The organism is Arcobacter defluvii (assembly GCF_013201725.1).
GTDB lineage: Bacteria > Campylobacterota > Campylobacteria > Campylobacterales > Arcobacteraceae > Aliarcobacter > Aliarcobacter defluvii.
In genome coordinates, this window is the sequence record NZ_CP053835.1 from 1,103,956 (window position 1) to 1,120,298 (window position 16,343).

18 protein-coding genes are annotated in these 16,343 nt (G+C 25.4%); 12 read left to right on the plus strand and 6 right to left on the minus strand.

From position 1 onward, the window contains the following. The 5 genes from ADFLV_RS05525 to ADFLV_RS05545 all read left to right on the plus strand — a co-directional run bounded on the left by ADFLV_RS05525 (window position 1) and on the right by ADFLV_RS05545 (window position 4,371). Window positions 1-600, plus strand: a complete 600-nt coding sequence (locus ADFLV_RS05525) for a class I SAM-dependent methyltransferase (protein ID WP_129011133.1) — start codon at window positions 1-3, stop codon at window positions 598-600. 257 nt (window positions 601-857) lie between these two features. Continuing rightward, window positions 858-1,511, plus strand: a complete 654-nt coding sequence (locus ADFLV_RS05530; protein ID WP_228712379.1) for a 3'-5' exonuclease — start codon at window positions 858-860, stop codon at window positions 1,509-1,511. Then, the gene (locus ADFLV_RS05535) at window positions 1,508-2,383 is read left to right on the plus strand and encodes a DMT family transporter (protein ID WP_228712377.1); all 876 of its coding nucleotides are present in this window, start codon (window positions 1,508-1,510) and stop codon (window positions 2,381-2,383) included. Before ADFLV_RS05530 ends, ADFLV_RS05535 begins: the two co-directional genes overlap by 4 nt. Window positions 2,384-2,401: 18 nt before the next feature. Beyond that, a complete protein-coding gene (locus ADFLV_RS05540) occupies window positions 2,402-2,968 on the plus strand; it encodes a pentapeptide repeat-containing protein (RefSeq protein WP_129011131.1) in 567 nt (188 codons plus the stop codon). Between the two features lie 98 nt (window positions 2,969-3,066). Then, a complete protein-coding gene (locus tag ADFLV_RS05545; RefSeq protein WP_129011130.1) occupies window positions 3,067-4,371 on the plus strand; it encodes a M99 family carboxypeptidase catalytic domain-containing protein in 1,305 nt (434 codons plus the stop codon). 50 nt (window positions 4,372-4,421) lie between these two features. Here the strand turns inward: ADFLV_RS05545 and ADFLV_RS05550 are convergent, their stop codons facing one another. After that, complete coding sequence (locus tag ADFLV_RS05550; protein ID WP_014473874.1) at window positions 4,422-4,616, minus strand: YgaP-like transmembrane domain; 195 nt, start codon at window positions 4,614-4,616, stop codon at window positions 4,422-4,424. A 166-nt stretch (window positions 4,617-4,782) separates the two neighbouring features. Between ADFLV_RS05550 and ADFLV_RS05555 the strand changes: the two genes are divergently transcribed. After that, entirely contained in the window at window positions 4,783-5,481 is a 699-nt protein-coding gene (locus ADFLV_RS05555; protein WP_014473875.1) for an alpha/beta fold hydrolase, read from the plus strand. Here ADFLV_RS05555 and ADFLV_RS05560 read toward each other — a convergent pair. Together ADFLV_RS05560 and sfsA are read right to left on the minus strand one after the other, a co-directional pair. Continuing rightward, complete coding sequence (locus tag ADFLV_RS05560; RefSeq protein WP_014473876.1) at window positions 5,474-6,157, minus strand: lysophospholipid acyltransferase family protein; 684 nt, start codon at window positions 6,155-6,157, stop codon at window positions 5,474-5,476. The two genes, ADFLV_RS05555 and ADFLV_RS05560, sit on opposite strands and share 8 nt — an antisense overlap. A gap of 30 nt (window positions 6,158-6,187) precedes the next feature. Continuing rightward, window positions 6,188-6,883 carry a DNA/RNA nuclease SfsA gene (sfsA, locus tag ADFLV_RS05565; RefSeq protein ID WP_129011129.1) on the minus strand — a complete coding sequence of 232 codons (696 nt, stop codon included), beginning with the start codon at window positions 6,881-6,883 and terminating at the stop codon, window positions 6,188-6,190. A gap of 81 nt (window positions 6,884-6,964) precedes the next feature. Here sfsA and ADFLV_RS05570 point away from each other — a divergent pair, with 81 nt between their 5' ends. From ADFLV_RS05570 to ADFLV_RS05580, 3 genes are all read left to right on the plus strand, one after another. Continuing rightward, a complete protein-coding gene (locus ADFLV_RS05570; protein WP_014473878.1) occupies window positions 6,965-8,260 on the plus strand; it encodes an APC family permease in 1,296 nt (431 codons plus the stop codon). Between the two features lie 49 nt (window positions 8,261-8,309). Beyond that, window positions 8,310-8,741 carry a bacteriohemerythrin gene (locus ADFLV_RS05575; protein ID WP_014473879.1) on the plus strand — a complete coding sequence of 144 codons (432 nt, stop codon included), beginning with the start codon at window positions 8,310-8,312 and terminating at the stop codon, window positions 8,739-8,741. A 163-nt stretch (window positions 8,742-8,904) separates the two neighbouring features. Further along, a complete protein-coding gene (locus ADFLV_RS05580; protein ID WP_129011128.1) occupies window positions 8,905-10,050 on the plus strand; it encodes an acyltransferase family protein in 1,146 nt (381 codons plus the stop codon). Window positions 10,051-10,078: 28 nt separating this feature from the next. Here ADFLV_RS05580 and ADFLV_RS05585 read toward each other — a convergent pair whose 3' ends face one another. From ADFLV_RS05585 to ADFLV_RS05595, 3 genes are all read right to left on the minus strand, one after another. Further along, window positions 10,079-11,071, minus strand: a complete 993-nt coding sequence (locus ADFLV_RS05585) for a hypothetical protein (RefSeq protein WP_129011127.1) — start codon at window positions 11,069-11,071, stop codon at window positions 10,079-10,081. A gap of 9 nt (window positions 11,072-11,080) precedes the next feature. Beyond that, a complete protein-coding gene (locus tag ADFLV_RS05590; RefSeq protein ID WP_129011126.1) occupies window positions 11,081-12,463 on the minus strand; it encodes an MBOAT family O-acyltransferase in 1,383 nt (460 codons plus the stop codon). Between the two features lie 68 nt (window positions 12,464-12,531). Further along, window positions 12,532-13,410 carry an RluA family pseudouridine synthase gene (locus ADFLV_RS05595; protein WP_129011125.1) on the minus strand — a complete coding sequence of 293 codons (879 nt, stop codon included), beginning with the start codon at window positions 13,408-13,410 and terminating at the stop codon, window positions 12,532-12,534. 170 nt (window positions 13,411-13,580) lie between these two features. Here ADFLV_RS05595 and ADFLV_RS05600 point away from each other — a divergent pair, with 170 nt between their 5' ends. From ADFLV_RS05600 to ADFLV_RS05610, 3 genes are all read left to right on the plus strand, one after another. Then, window positions 13,581-14,795 (plus strand): tyrosine-type recombinase/integrase, encoded by a 1,215-nt coding sequence (locus ADFLV_RS05600; RefSeq protein ID WP_129011124.1) that lies wholly within the window; start codon window positions 13,581-13,583, stop codon window positions 14,793-14,795. Window positions 14,796-14,798: 3 nt separating this feature from the next. Beyond that, on the plus strand, window positions 14,799-15,836 hold the full coding sequence (locus tag ADFLV_RS05605; protein ID WP_129011123.1) for a hypothetical protein: 1,038 nt from the start codon (window positions 14,799-14,801) through the stop codon (window positions 15,834-15,836). 102 nt (window positions 15,837-15,938) lie between these two features. After that, window positions 15,939-16,154 (plus strand): helix-turn-helix domain-containing protein, encoded by a 216-nt coding sequence (locus ADFLV_RS05610; RefSeq protein WP_228712376.1) that lies wholly within the window; start codon window positions 15,939-15,941, stop codon window positions 16,152-16,154. The last annotated feature ends 189 nt before the right edge of the window (window positions 16,155-16,343 follow it).

Below are 16,343 nucleotides of genomic sequence, written 5' to 3' on the forward strand. Positions count from 1 at the left end.
ATGAAGCCATTAGATATTGGTAATTCTTACAATCAAATTACCCATATATGGGAAAATGAAAAATTTGATAAAACAAATGGAATTATACAACATAAAAAAGCAATAAATTTTGCCAAAAATCGAGGGAAAGCACTAGATATTGGTTGTGGTTGTACAGGAAGATTTATAGATTTACTAATAGATGAAGGTTTTACTCCAAGTGGAATTGATGTATCTAGTAAAATGATAGAATTAGCAAAAGAACGTCATCCTTCTATTGATTTTTATTATGGAGATATTTGCGAATATGAATTGTCTGAGAAGTATGATTTTATTACTGCATGGGATAGTATTTGGCATATTCCTTTATCAAAACAAGAAAAAGTAATCGCAAAAATAATTGATAGCTTAAATGTTGGTGGTATTTTTATATTCTCTTTTGGTGGTACAATTGATTCTGGTGAACATATAGATGATTATATGGGAGCAGAAGTTTATTATTCTTCCCTTGGAATAAATGGTTTTCTAAAATGTTTTTTAGATTTAGGTTGTATTATAAGACATTTAGAATTTGACCAATATCCAGAATTACATACATACTTAATTGTAGAAAAAGCTTGATATTGGCTTTTATTTAACTCTTCGAGTTAGTTTTAAATTAAAAGTTAGAAGCAATATAAGTGTCTAAGCTCTTTATGTTACAATACTTTTTTAAAAATGCTTGTATTAATTAGGAGCTTAAAATCAAAATAATAAATGTAATCTCTAATGAAAATAGATTAAATCTAATTCGAAATTATTGTGAAGATGATTTAGAAAATAAAGTAGAAAATGTTTTAAAAAATATTTTAGAAAATGGTTCTACTTCTTTGAAATCAATGATAAAACTTTTTAATTTAATGGATAATTCACTTGATAGTGATTTACAAGTTTCTTATACAATAGGTAATAGAACAATAGAGGTTGTTAATACTTCTGAACAATTAGAAAATGTAATGAACTCAATCCAATTAACTCCTTTTATTGGTTTTGACAGTGAACAAAAACCAACTTTTAAAAAGGGTCAAGCAGATAATGGTGTTTGTCTAATTCAATTAGCTACAAAAGATAAGTGTTATCTTATTCAAATTAAACAAATCAAAAATTTAAAATCACTTATAAATTTTTTAGAAGATGATAAAATAATAAAAATTGGAACGGGATTAAAAGGTGATAATGAAGCACTTTTTAAACAATTTAATCTAAGAGTAAAATCAATGATTGATTTAGAAGATATATTTAAAAAATTATCATCAAAAAATCAAATCGGGGCTAAAAAAGCTGCTTCAATAATTTTGAATAAAAAATTACAAAAATCAAAAAATATGTCAAGATCAAATTGGGAAAATAAAGAGCTAAGTTCTGGACAGATTAAATATGCTTCAGAAGATGCAACAGTTGTATATGATGTAATGGATAAAATTTTAGAACAATATCCTTTTGTAATGAAAATGATGCCTGAATTTTTTCAACTACACTATTTGCAAAAATGAAAAATTTATTAAAACTAAACACCATAGATAAAGGTGTTTTATTTATGCTTTTAAGTGCATTAATAGGTGCACTTAATGGTGCTGTTGCCAAGTATTTATCTCAAAGTATGGATCCAATAGAGATAGTTTTTTATAGAAACTTAATAGGTGTTTTAATTGTACTTTATAGTTTTAAAAAATTTTCTGTTTCTATTGATACATCAAAACTTCATCTACTTTTTTTAAGAGGAGTTTTTGGAGCACTTGCTATGGTTTTATTTTTTTATACAATAGCAACTATTCCTTTGGGAGAAGCTGTTGTATTAAATAAAACATCACCTTTTTTTGTGACTATTCTTGCATACTATTTGATGAAAGAAAGTATTACTCTTCGTACATTTTTTGCTCTTATTATTGGGTTTATTGGAATTGTTTTTATTATGAAACCGTTTGGAGTTGAAATATCTATTGAGCATATTTTGGGAGTCTTGGGTGGTTTTTTTGCAGCTTGTGCTTATGCTACTATTAAAAAGATAAAAGATATTTATGATGCCAGGGTTATTATGCTTTCATTTATGACAGTTGGAGTATTAATTCCTTTAGGATTGTTTTTATTTACGCCTTATGTTCATTTTAAAATACATACAGATATTTTTATTTGGGCTTTGATAATTTTTATGGCGATTATTTCAACTGCTTCTCAATGGTTTTTAACAAGAGCTTACAGTATTAGTCGTGCTAGTATCATCGGAGTTGTTAGTTATTCTAATATTCCTTTTGCTATAGGATTTGGAGTGATACTTGGAGATTCATTACCTGATTTATATACTTTTTTAGGTATTGTTCTTATAGTTATTGGTGGGATTTTAGTTAGCAAAAAATCATCAAAGTAAATATATAAAAAGAGAAAAATGTTTAAAACAAATGATTATTGGGAAGAAGAGTTTATAGATTTAGAAGAAAAAGAGTTAGACTCTATATATTTTGATAATTGCACTTTTGTAAAGTGTAATTTTTCAAAAGCAGTTATTTATAAATGCAAATTTACAGAGTGTAGATTTGTAAATTGTGATTTATCACTTGCTGTTTTAAAAGCTTCTACTTTCAACGATGTTTCATTTGAAAACTGTAAATTGATTGGTATTTCATGGAGTGGTTGTGATGAACCATTTGATGTTACTTTCAGCTCTTGTAATCTTTCTCAAAACTCATTTCATCTTATGGATTTAAGACAAATAAAATTTATAGATTCTCTTATAAAAGATAGTGGTTTTGAAGAGTGTAATATGGAAAAATCTCTTTTTGATAATTGTGATTTACAATTATCATCTTTTATAAAAAACAATCTAAAAAAAGCAAATTTTGTAACATCAAAAAACTACTTAATTGACCCAAAACAAAATGATTTGACAAAAGCTTCATTTTCTCTTCCCGAGGCTTTGAGTTTTCTTTCTTTACTTCCTATAGAAATAAAATAACAACTGTTTTTATACTTTTAACGCTATTCTAAATAGCTGTATGATATGATTAGCGACCACTTTTATTTAAGAAAAATCAATTAAAAATTAGGAGAATCATGAGATTTATTGTTATATGTGTTATTTTTTTTATTCCACTTTTTGCTGCAAATAAGGATTTTACTCTATACAAAAAAGAAGGGAATATAAAAGGTAATACACTTTTAATTATTGGAGGGATTCACGGCGATGAACCAGGAGGATATTTTGCACCTGCTTTTTTGGAGAAACATTACAAAATAAAAAAAGGTAATGTTTGGATAGTTCCAAATATAAATGCAGATAGTATCATTGCTAATAAAAGAGGTCTTTACAATGATATGAATAGAAAGTTTAGTGTTATAGAAAAAGATGATCCTGATTATTTAGTTGTAAACAAGATAAAAAAAATTATTTTAGATAAAAAAGTTGATTTAGTTTTAAATTTGCATGATGGTCATGGTTTTTTTAGAAAAAATTATGAGAATGCAATTTTTAATCCAAATGCTTGGGGACAAGCAACTATAATAGACCAAGAAAAAATAAATGGTCTTGAAAAGTTTGGAAATCTTGATGAAATTGCCACAAAAGTGAATAATGCTTTAAATAATGATAAATTGTTTCAAGATTTTCATTCTTTTGGAGTTAAAAATACAGAAACAAAGTTTAAAGATGAACAAATGCAATTATCTTTAACTTTTTTTGCTGTTACTCACAATAAACCAGCATTTGCCATAGAAACAAGTAAAAATATTACAGATTTAGCCCATAAAGTTATATATCAATTAAAATCAATTGAAGAATTTATGAAAGTAATGAACATTGAATTTGAAAGAGATTTTGATGTAAATAACTATGAAGAGGTAAGTAAAAAACTTTTTGATTTTGGAAAAGTAAGAATTAATAATAATATGATTTTTGATTTAAGTGATATTAAGAAAACGACAAGATTTGTACCTTTAAAAAATGATAAAAATGATTTTAAGTTTGAACATATTTTAGCAGATACTAAATTTATAGATAATCGATATGAAATCTATATTGGAAATTTAAAAGTATCTGATTTTTATCCTCAAATTTTTCCTATTGCAGAGTATAAAAAAGATATAAAAATAGAAGTTGATGGAAAAATTATAAATACAAAATTTGCTGAAGAAGTAAATATTAAAGAAAATTTTAAAATTCTAAAAACAGATTTTAGGGTTAATATTATTGGATTTAGTAAAACGGGTGTTGAAAGTGAAGATGATATCTTAGTTAAAAAATCTGATATTTTAGATAATTATTCAGTTGATAATGGGAAAACAAAATATAGAGTTGAATTTTATAAAGATGGTAAATTTTATGGAATGATTATTTTGAATTTCCTTAAAGATGATATATAATTATTTTAAAACTAAAATGAAAAAGGGAAGATTTTAAATCTTCCCTTTTTTTATGATTTTGTTTTTGGTGTACATTTTTTAGAAATAATACAAACAGGACAAAAGTCAATAATTCCTACAACTAAAGGAATAATTCCTAAATAGAACCAAGCAATCCCTGTAAAGTATCCAATTGCAATTAATACAATACCTAAAACTATTCTAAATGGTCTACAAAAAGCTCTAATTTTATCAAATTTATTCATAATTAATTTCCTATAATATTTTTTATTTGAGATTATTATATAAGTAAACTTAATTTACTATAAATAATAAAAACTTATTTTTATTAAAAAATCAGAATAAGTTACATATTCTGATTAAGTGATTTTTTTGTACAATTTTTATAAATTTAATTGATATTGGTAAGTAATGAAAGAGAAAATATATTTTATTCCAGGGCTTATGACAGATGAAAGATTATGGAAAAGAGTTATTCCTTTTTTAGAAAAAGAGTACGAAATAATACATATTCCAATACCTGAGAGTTCAGATTTTGATGAAATAATAGATATTTTATATGGTACTTTTGTAGAAGAAAAAATAAATCTTTTAGGATTTTCTTTAGGTGGATATATTGCTTCATATTTTACAATAACTTATCCTAATAGAGTAAAAAAACTTTTTATGGTTGCTTCAACTCCTGGTGCTACAAATGAAGCTGAAATTGAAAGAAGAAAAGAAAAATTTACAATCATTGAAAAAGAAGGTTTTGGGTTGACTTATGAAAAAGCTTTATCTTTAGTTGAAGAACAAAATAAAAATGATAAAGATTTAATTCAAACTATTATGGATATGTTTCATGATTTGGGAAAAGAAAAATTTATTTCTCAATTAACTTCAACTTTTTATAGAAAAGATTTATTTGAAGATTTAACTCATTTAGATATTCCAATTTGGATGTTTTATAGTCTAAATGATAGGCTTTTAAATAAACAAGCAATAGAAAAAATTTTGAAAACAAAACATAATATAACTGTAATTTCACGAGAGGGAACAAGTCATAATATACCTTTAGAAGTTCCCTTTGAATTTGCTATAAATATAAAAAAATGGATGGAAATTAATTGATATGAAATTGTTTTTTATATGACTCTTCTAATGAAGTTTTATCTTTATAATCAATAATTTCTCCAATTTCTATCTCTATATTTAAATTTTTACTTCTTTTATTTATTGCCTCTTTCAAAACTTCATTTGCATGAGTTTTTATATAAACTGGTAAAATATTAATTTTATTTTTTAAAGCAATTAATTTTGCTCCTTCTTTAAAACTACTGATTTGATTATCTGTTTTATTTCTTGTTCCTTCTGGAAAAATAAATATAGAATTACCTTCTTGAATAACTTTTTTTGTATCTTTAAAAAAAGATGACATATTTGCTGATTCTCTATCTAATAGGATTGAATCTGCATTTTTAGTAAAAGAGCCAAAGAAAAAAGAGTTATATAACTCTTTTTTAGAAACCCAAAAACCATGAATTGGAGAATCTTTTAGTGCAATTTCAATAATAAGTGGGTCAATTATACTTCTATGATTTGCTACTAACAAATATTGACCTTCTTTAGGAAGATTTTCTTCATTTAAAACTTTTATATTAATATTTAGTTTTGATAGAAGTATTTGAGAATATTCTAATCTTAATTTTCTCTTTTCTTGTGATGTTTTGGCTCTTTTTAATTTAAAACCAAATTTGTTTGTTAAGTATGTTGCATATATTGCAATGCTTATTTGTTTTAAGTTCAATATAATCCTAATAATATTTTTGCAATTGTATCAAAATGAAGATATATTTGAAGCTTTTTTTATAAAAATTTCATCAAGATTTATTGCTGATTGATAGACTAAAACTTCAACACCGTTTTTGGTCACTTCTTTAAAAGTTTCACAATATTTTTTATCAATTTCGCAAGCTAATCTAAAAGGTAATTCATCATCTCTTTGAATGATGTATAACATTACAGCTCGATGACCAAGTTTTACCATATCTTCAAGTTCTTTTAGATGTTTAGTTCCTCTTGAAGTTACAGCATCTGGAAAGGCTAAATAGTTATCTATTTTTAAACTTACACTTTTGATTTCAACATAACATTTTTGTTTTTCATTTTCAAGCAAAATATCAATTCTACTATTTTGACCATATTTTTGTTCAGGTTTTAAAGAGTTATATCCTTGAAGCTCTTTTATTGTTCCTTCTTTTATAGCTTCAATTGCTATTTTATTTGCAACACCTGTATTTGTACAAATTATATTTTCATTTATTTTTGTGAGTTCCAATGTATATTTTAATTTTCTTTTTGGGTCATCGTGAAAACTTACCCAAACATCACAATTATCTTCTATACAGCTAGTCATTGCTCCACTATTTGGTACATGAGCAGTTATCATTTCACCATTTTCTAAAATAATATCAGCTAAAAATCTTTTGTATCTTTTTATTAATTTTCCATGTATGAGTTTTTCAAATTTCACTAAATTACCTTTTTTTATAATCTTTTAAATCAGAATTATTATACTATCTGAACTTCGATTTTGTTTTTATAAGGAAAAGTGATGGATGACATTCATAGAAAAAGAGATAAAACCTTAGGAATTCCAGAATTAATTGCAATTGCATTAGGTGGAATGGTAGGTGGAGGAATTTTTACAATTTTAGGAATTTCTGTCTCTATGATTGGAGCATATACTCCGTTTGCTATTATTTTAGGAGGAATAGTTGCCGCATTAGCTGCATATTCATATATAAAATTAGGAGTTTATTATCAAGATGAAGGAGCAACATACTCTTTTTTTAAAAGAACCTTTCCAAATTCAGCTTTTGCAGCTTCATTGATTGGTTGGTGGGTTATTTTTGGATATATAAGTACACTTTCTTTATATGCATATACTTTTTCTTCTTATGCTCTTAGTAGTTTTTCTTATGCAAATGATGAGATTATTAGAAAATTAGTTGCAGGAGTTGTAATCTTTGTTTTTACACTTATAAATCTTTGGAGTGTAAAAGGTATGGGAAAAATTGAAGATTTGATGGTTTATACAAAATTGGTTATTTTGATTATCATATCTTTTGTATTAATTAACCATAGTAATACAACTATTCCAAATTTATTAAATGAAAGTAAAGATGTAGAATTTTCAGCTATTTTAATCGTTGCTTCAATTACTTTTGTGGCATATGAAGGTTTTCAATTAGTTATAAATGCTGTAAATGAGATGGATAATCCACAAAAAAATATTCCAATTGCTATTTATAGTGCAATTGCATTAGCCATTTTACTTTATGTAGTTATTTCTTTTGGGGCAATTTTAGCAATATCATTTGATGATATTATTGCAAATAAAGAGTATGCTTTAGCTTCAGGAGCTAATAAAGTTTTAGGACATTGGGGAAATGATTTGGTAATTATTGGAGCTTTACTTGCTACAAGTAGTGCAATAAGTGGTACTCTTTTTGGTGCTTCAAGACAAATGTCAATTGTTGCAAAAGATGGATTCTTCCCAAAATTTTTAGAAAAAAGAAATATATATAATATTCCAACAAACTCTATTTTGATGATGAGTTTTTTAGCTTTTTGTTTGATTTTAAGTGGTTCATTAAAATTGATATTAGAGTTTGGAAGTGTTACCTTTTTGATTGTATCTTTGCTTATGGCAATTGCAAATTTCAAAATAAGAGATAAAACTGATTCTTCTTTTTTTATTACAATTTTAGCAATTGTTTTATTGTTGGCAAGTACAATATTAATAATTTTCTACGAGTTTCAAGTTGAAATGGAACAAATGTTTTTTATAGTGTTTCTTTATGTAGTTTTAACTTTTTTATCTTGGATTTATTCAAAGAGAAAATAACTTTAAGGAATACAAATTGCATTATTAGTTTCCAAAGTAGGAGGAACTAATGAGAGTATTAAAGTTATTAAAAAAAGAGAATCATCTTCTAAACAATGAGTTAATTGATACTTTACATATGGAGTTTATTGATATTTATAATAGTGTAGATATTAATTCAAATGAGAGTATAAAATCAAAAGCAATTGCATTACTTGTGCATACAAGAAATCATTTCAGAAAAGAAGAAACTTTAATGAATAGATACAAATATCCAAGAAGTACAGAACATAAAAATGAACATAACAAAGTTATTGCAGAGTTGGAATTTTTTATTGATAAATCTTCAAGTATATTTGGTATGAATATTTTAAAATCATACTATTTAGAAAAACTTCCTTATTGGTTTAATTATCATTTATTAAGTATGGATAGTGATTTAGTAGCTTTTTTAAGAACATCAAAAACTTCTTTTCACAAAAAAAAATTAGAAGTAAATTAGAAATAGATAAAACAAGCATATAATTAAATAAATGACTTTTATATAAGTGCTTAATAATGGATTTTAAGGTATTATGTCGCCCAATTGAAGAATAAAATTTGATTATCCTCACAAGGAAATTAAGTTATTTTTTAAGAAATTATCTTAGAAATCTGGAGGTTTAATGCCTATTACGCTTACTGATAATGTTGCATTATCAACAAATATAGTTATTGCTGTTTTATTAACGGTTTTATTTCTTACATTTAAGAAGTCTCAACATACGGATGTTTTTCCTATTTCTGTTACACAGGAGTTAAAAGGTTTAGGAATTTTAACAGTTGTATTTGCTCATTTTGCATATATGAAGGTTACAAATTCAGAGTTTTTATTTCCTCTTTCTATTATTGCAGGTGTTGGAGTAGATTTATTTCTATTTATGTCTGGTTATGGTTTGAGTGTTGGAATGCTAAAAAGACCTATGTCTGCTTTAGAGTTTTATAAAAGAAGATTAATCAAAATATTTATACCATTTTGGGTAGCTTTAATTATAATTTTTGCAGCTGATGCGATATTTTTAGGGACTTTCTATTCTGTACCATATATGATTCAATCACTTTTGGGTTGGTTCCCAACAGCAAGAGGTTTTGGTGATGTGAATTCACCATTTTGGTATATTACTTGGATGATTATGTTTTATGCTCTTTTCCCACTATTATTTAGTGTAAAAAGACCTTGGTTAACAGCTTTAATTTTAGCTGTAATTGCAACACTGATTGGAACATTTAATCCTTTAAATTTAGAGGATAATTGGCTACATAGATTACATACTTTAGCTTTTCCTATGGGGATAGTTGCTGCTTGGTTATTACAAGAAAGTAAAGATAAAGAAAACAAACTTGTAAAATATATCAAAGAGTTTAGAAATAATTCTAAAGGATTAGCTAGATATATAGTAATTATTTTGATGTTTGCAGTTGTAGTTTATATGTCATTGCATACAAGTGCAAATCATTGGCCAACTATTGCTTCTATTTTGGGAAAAGGTTTCTATGTTGAACAATTATCTTGTTTGATAATAATGTTAGCATTTATAGTAATCTTCTCATTGAAAAAGCTTGACAATAAGTTTTTAGCAGTTTATGGACTTTACTCTTATGAAGTTTATTTAATACATTGGCCACTAATTGGAAGATATGATATTTTCTTTGATTATTTGCCAGCATGGGCAGCTGTAATTGCTTGGATGTTTGCGTTTATAGTTGTTAGTTGGTTATTAACAAAAATTGTAAATCCTATAAGTGCATGGGTTGATAAAATAGCAAAATAAGATAATAATTCCAATCTTTTGATTGGAATTATTTTTTAGGAACAAATCTTCCAAAGTCCTCAGGAACATTTGTATTTGCATCATTGAAAATTCTTGCAAGATATAAATATAGATACTCTTGTTTTATATGGGAAGAATCTATATATTTTTCTTCATCATTACTAATACTATTTTCATACATAAAATCCCAATAAGGTGTTATCTTAGCTATTTCATATTTCCATTTATAGTAAATATCCATTTTATTTACTTCTTCTAAAATTTTTAATTGTGAAGTATGAATTGCAGTTGTGAATACTTTTAAATTTACATTATGTTCTTTACATAATTCAACCATCTTTTTAAAGTAGTTTAAGTTTGTATCTCCCCAAACTAAATAGTCTTTATATTTAGTTTTATATCCACTAAGAGAAGCTTCCCATCTTGGTTTTTTAGGTTCACTTAAAGTCATCTGTTCTTGATAAGCTGTAATAGCTCCATCTTTGTAAAAAGGCTCTTTTAAATCAGTTGTTAATACATATCTTAAATATTTAAATAAAGGCACTTCTAAATAGTGTTTTATCTGTTTTGTAAAAGTAAATCCATCTTCAAATAACTCTTTATCAAAATCACTATTGTTATTTGGTAATTTTTCACTAAATGGATAAAGATTCAATCCAATTATTACATTTTTTATTTCAAAGTGTTCAAGTGAATATTTCAAAAAATAGTATTGCTCTTCTAAGGTACCAAATGGGAAACCTAGATTATATACTCTGTCTTTTGTATATTTTTTTACATCTTGTGGATTCATATAGTGAACTCTACTTCCTCCTAATATGATTGTATTAGGTTTAAATTCATTTAATTCAATAAACTTTTGAGTTCTATATGCAAGTGCTGTATCTTTAAATAAACCTGTGTGAAATTTATTATTTAAGCCAACGGGGTCAATTATATATCTTACAGCTATTCCTAAGGAGAAAAGAATAAATGTAAAGATGATAGTTAAAACTAGATAGTGTTTATGTTTTCTTTTCATTTTTTCTTCCTAGAATTGAAAATATAAGAATTCTTTTGCACTTGAAAAAGTAAACAAAGATGCAGTTAAAAGAATTACTGTATAAAATATGTATTTGAAATTTGGTTTGAAATTTTGTGCAATTTCCATACTGTTTTTACAAGCAAGTGCTAAAAATAGTGCTAAGACTATATAAAAACTTTGTAAATATGGGTCAATATGCATAAGATTTGAAAAACTTAAATTTGAAATATCAAATAGCGTTGTTGATACATACCAAGCATCACTAAAATTATTTGAAACAAACAGAATTCTTGTGATTATTAATCCTAAAAACATCAAACTCCAAGCTACATAAAAGTTCATTTGTAAATTTGCTCTTTTCATCATATGAGCCATAACAACAAAAATACCATTTAATAATCCCCAAACAACAAATGTCCATCCAGCTCCATGCCAAAAACCTGATACAAAAAATGTAATCATAATATTTAAGTACATAACCCAAGCAATAGTTTTATTTCCTCCAAGACTTTTATAAATATAATCTCCTAAAAATCTAGAAAGAGTGATATGCCATCTTTTCCAATAATCAGCAAAGTTTCTTGCTTTGTATGGACTATTAAAGTTTTTAGGAATATCAATATTGAACATTTTCCCAATTCCTATTGCCATATCAGCATAACCAGAAAGGTCAAAATAGTATGATAAAACATAAGATGTTGAAGCATACCAAGCTTCAATCATTGATAGTTTTTGAGCATTATCAAAACCATATTGGGCAAAATCTGTAAGTGGATCCCCAATTAAAGTTTTTTTAGCCAATCCAATAGCGAAAATAAACAATCCTAAAGATACATTTTCCCATTTTATATAAGATTTCCATCTTGTTTGAAATTGTGGAATAATCTCTTTATGGTGCATAATAGGTCCCATAAGTAATTGAGGGAAGAAAGTAATAAATAAAGAGTAATTTAGAAAGTTGTACTCTTTTGTTTCACCTCTATAACTATCAACTAAAAAAGCTATTTGTTGGAAAGTAAAATAACTAATAGCTAAAGGAAGAGCTAAATGTAGTAAATTTACATCTTTATTTAAAACCCAGTTAAAATTTTCTATAAAAAAATCAGCATATTTAAAATATCCTAAAAGTGCTACATTTCCAACTATCCCAAAAGTTAGCATAAATTTTGAGTTCTTTTTACCTAATTTTTGTCCTACTAAAAAGTTAAAAACCATACTTCCTAAAATCAAAGGAAGATATATTGCATTCCACCAAGAATAAAAAACTAAAGAAGCAACAACTAAAAAGATTTTACTAAGAGTAACAAGTCTTTTGGAGTTTAAATAAAAATATATGAAAAATGTAATAGGTAAAAATAAAAAAACAAATTCATATGAGTTAAATAACAAAAGATACCCTTTTAGTGATGTGAAAAAATTGTGGAAATTTAATTGAAAATTGTGAAATAATTGCTAAATTATTTAATTACTTGTTTTGAAGAGAATTTATAAATAATATCCAAAAATTTAAACTCTAAATAATCTGCTTGTAACATCAATCTTTTTGCTTTTGTAACTTCTTCTCTTTTTTCATTTGAAATCTTTTTATTTAAAAAATCATTTGCAAAATTCATATCAACACCATAAAGTGTATCTCCAATTATAGAGTGACCAATAGAGTCTAAATGAACTCTTATTTGATGTTGTCTTCCTGTTAGTGGAATAGCTTCAACTAAAGTTTGATTTTTATTTTTATCATAAGATATAGGAGTTATCAACGTTGTTGAGTTTTTACCGTTTATATCAGTTTTCATTTTTAGTTTTATAATTCCATCATCATTTGTGATTGGTGTGTCTATTTTTATAGGTTTATCTATTTTTCCAAAAACAATAGCTTTATATTTTTTTATGTACTCTTTTTCTTCAAACATAGCTTTTAAAAACATATCACTAAAAGCATTTTTAGCAACTAATACTAATCCTGATGTTTCTGTATCAATTCTATGAACTAAAGAAGCATTTTCTCCTAAATAAAATCTAATTTCATCTAAAAGAGTATATAGGTTTAGTTGATGAGTTAAAGGATGAACAGTTACCCCACTTGGTTTATCAAAAATAGCAAAATGAAAAGTTTCAAATATTGGTTTTAAACCATATGAGAGAGGTTCAAAAATAGTTATATAAATATAGTTTGATTTTAAGATTTGATTTTTTTGTAAACGATTGTTATTTTCGTCACTTATTTTGCCTTTTTCAAGTAAAGATAGAGTTAGTTTTAAATCAAGATTTAAAGTTTGCAAAAAATCTTCAATCTTTTTACCTTTTATTGTTTCAAACTCTTTTTTTATATACGGCAAATTAAATTCCTATAGAAAAATATAGTTAAATATAAATACCCTTAAAATAGATATTTTTAGATTTATTTAAGAGTTAATGTAAATATAACTGAATATAATTATACATAAATAAACTTAATTTAGTATACTTTATAGTATACTAACAAGTATACTTTAAAAAGGTTTGGCATATGAATAAATTTGTAAGCATCAATATTGATAAAAAAGATTGCAAAGGTTTATACTTATATTGTGATACAGAATTAAAATCAATTAATACAGCAGATGAAGCTACAAAACTAATAGGAAACATTTTTAAATTGCAACTCAAAACTAGAGTTGATGGAAAACTATTTAAAAAAACTTTCTCATTCAATAAAAATAAAAAATCATTTATAAAAGCATTGGAATATGTAGCAAGTCAAAGAGATGATTTAAGAGCAAAGATTAAAATTGATGGAACAGTTAGAGAAATAAAGAGTAATGAAGAAAATACTATAACCAAAAAGATTACATTTTTAAAAGCAGTTGAAGAATATCTACAATTAAAAGAAGTATCATTAAGGGCAAGAACTTTAGTATGTTATGAAACAGCTTTATTAAATCATTGTAAAGAGTTACACAATAGAGAAATAACAACTATAACAACTTACGATATTCAAAAAGTAGTAAATGCTCTAATTAGTAAGGGACGACAACCTGGAACAATTAAAACCTTTGTTATGACCATGAAGGGTTTTTTTACATTTGCAAGTGATAGATATAATATAAATGTAAATCTCAAAAAATTAGAGTTGCCAGAAGTTGATAATAAAGTAGAGTATAAATTATCTTTAGATGATACAAAGAGAATAATTAAAGTTTTGAGAGAGTATTCAAAAATAGATTTAGGAAATGGCGAAGTGTTCTATCAATTTGAAGAGATGAAAAATATTTTTGCTTTTTCACTTACTGGAAGAAGAATATCAGAAATACTTAGTTTAAGATTTAGCAATTTTGATTTAGATAATAATTCATATTTTATTGCTTCATCAGATGCAAAAGGAAAAAAGAAATTAGATTTTGCATTAGATGAATATTTATTACAAGCATTGAAAAGTCAAGCAAGATTAAGAAAGGTTGATTTTGATTCTAAAAGTGAAGTAAAATTATTTACTTACAACAGAGAAAGTGCAAGAAAGCATTTTCAAAATTTACTTAATTCTTTAAATTTACCAAGATTAAGACTTCATGATATAAGGCATATGTTAGGAACGACTCTTGTACAAAATGGAGTACCAATTCAAGATATAAGTAGAATGTTAGGACATAGTAGTATTTTAATTACAGAGCAAAGATACGCAAAAACAAACAAAGAACAAGCAAGTAGAGCAACGACTGCATTTAATAAATTAATGGAAGACTAAAATATGAAAAAGAAAATTGATTTACCAAAAAGAAGTAATGATATTTATAAAGAGATAGAGGGCTTTAGAGAAGATAATTCAATAGGGTTTCAAGAATATGAATATACTAATTGTATAGCTTATGAGATGGCTATTAGGAATAAAGATTTTTTAAATTTATCAAAAAAGATAAATAAAGATTTTTTAAATTTTATTGAATTTGAGCAGGAATTAGAGTTTTTTGGATTTGAATTGTCTAATTTTCCATATCCACTTGCGAATATGCTAAAAATAGATACGGAGATTCCAGGTAAAATTATTAGTGCTATAAGATTGAAAAATAAAATAGATGCCTTGAATATTATATTTAACTATGCAATTTCAAATAATCTTATTTATAAAATTGATTTAGAAAATGAACAATGTAAAAAAGTAAAACTAACAATAAAAGCATTAACTGAAAAATATAAACACCCTTTAGATTCTATTATGTATGCTATAAAAATGGGGAAAGCATATATTCCTCTTAAAGGTATTCCTAACACAATTATTAACACATTTGATAAAGAATTAATCGAGTTACTAGATTTAAAGAGTTTTGATGTAAATGCAGGTATTATTTATTCAAGACCTAAATTAATTAATTCTTTCAAAAAAGAGATAAAGATTGAATTAAATTTAGCATTACCCCTTGATGAATTAATTGCCTATGTTTCTAAGATAAAAAATGAATATGATAAAGACAATTCAATAGTTAAAAATCCACTTGAATTATTAGGGGAAGATTTAAACAAAGCAGATGAAAATTTACTTATTCATAAGGGAACAGGAAAATATAATAAGTATAGAGTAGCTGATATGTTTTTCATTTATGATGGAATGAAAAAAGGAATGAAAAAAGCCAAAATCATCAATGAATTAAATTACTATTATTACGATAAAGATAATAAAAATACTAACTTCACATATGATACATTAAATACTTATTACGAAAAAGCAATAGAACTTATAGACAATCTCAAATATAAAGAACTTATCACAGGTGTTAAAATTACGAATTAGCACCTAGTGTAATTCGTAAGATTTATAAGTAAAACAAAACTTAAAATTAATAGACTACATTTTTACTACAATTACTCTTATAAATACATAGGAGTACATATAATGAATATACAAACAAACTACAACAAGCTTATTCCTGAAAAGGTTTTATTTCCATTATCGGAAGTACAAGACATAGGAATTTTAAAAATATCAACAGCTAAAAAGATGATTGATAAAGGATTACTTGAAATTGTTAGAATTGGAAATAAAATACACATATCAAGAACAGAGTTAATTAGATACTTAGAAGATAATACAACAGAGAAAACAGCATAAATCTTAAAAATTTCATTCGTGATTACATTACTTAGAATTTTGAATGATAATATTGTTTAAATCAAGAGAAAAGGAGTGAATTATGAGCAAGACATAAAAGACCTCATCAAAGTTTATTATTGAAATATTGATGAGGTTTATAGTTAACTTGGATTTTAATTATATCATATCTTATTATCAATATTTCTA